General features: G+C 62.3%; 1 protein-coding gene. It reads right to left on the bottom strand.

Going from position 1 to position 964, the window contains the following annotated elements; genetic code table 11:
* Positions 1 to 66: 66 nt before the first annotated feature.
* Positions 67 to 504 (bottom strand): hypothetical protein, encoded by a 438-nt coding sequence (locus AQI95_RS10020; protein ID WP_159056496.1) that lies wholly within the window; start codon positions 502 to 504, stop codon positions 67 to 69.
* Positions 505 to 964: the final 460 nt, after the last annotated feature.

Genomic DNA, 964 nt, shown 5'->3' with positions numbered 1-964 from the left:
TCGCCTGAGAGAGACGCCCAACCACGCTCAACTCGGCGGCCCTGCCTCTCCCTGCTGGTGCTGTTGTCAGGAGATCACAAGCTGCTTGCCGGAGCAGCTCGACCATGTGCCCTTGACGGCGCAAACCCAGAACTTATACGTCGTCTTCTCTGGCAGGTTGCCCTTTGCCACCGCGGTGTACGGGGAACCGTGCCCCCTCGTGGACGCGGTTCGCTCAGGACTAGTGGACAGATGTGCTTCGATCCCGTACCCGTCTGCGCCGGAGTCATGGGCGATCAGGGTGTCGCCGTCCGGTACGAAGTCGGCGTATCCGGACGCGATTCCCTTCGTGGCGTCATACACCTGGATCTCGGTGGAATTGTCCCCCGGGGGATAGTAGAAGTTGAACGTAAAGATGTCCTCAGTCGAGGCAGCACTTGCCGGGCTGCCCCCTGTCAGCATCAGCCCGGCCGTGAGGCCCACAACCCCGCCTATCGCTGCAAGCTTTACTTTGAACTTCGGCACCAAGTTCCCCTATCCACTCGCTTGGCATGCTCTTGATACACAGATCATCCGCGATCTCCTTGCTATTCACAAGATCGCCATTGATCCGTTTCAGCCAACTCGCCCCTGGCGAGCGGCGGGGCATCCCCAACTTCCTGCCACCGCATCCGGGCATAGACCTGCGAACGACCACACCCTCCGAACGCAGACGGCGCCGGAAACCGCCGTCCACAGAACACGGCCGCACTCGCAAGCCAAGCGCCGGGGCCGACTGCGTACTCACGGGGCTTCAGCGGAAGGCCGGAATCAGTAGTAAGCGAGCCTGCCATCGGCGTGGCTTTCCCGAAGTCCCGGCGAGGAATTCGTCATCGGTGAGGCAATCAAGGGGCCCGAACGGAGGTAGCCGTACGGCGGCTTCGCAGGGTGGGATGCTTACCGGACGACTCTCCTCTGATCCAGAGCCTGCGTACGGCCGTCGCCT

It is taken from the genome of Streptomyces yokosukanensis, assembly GCF_001514035.1.
GTDB classification, from domain to species: domain Bacteria; phylum Actinomycetota; class Actinomycetes; order Streptomycetales; family Streptomycetaceae; genus Streptomyces; species Streptomyces yokosukanensis.
The sequence above is the reverse complement of the archived record's forward strand: the minus strand, read 5'-3'. Positions and strand labels throughout refer to the sequence as shown.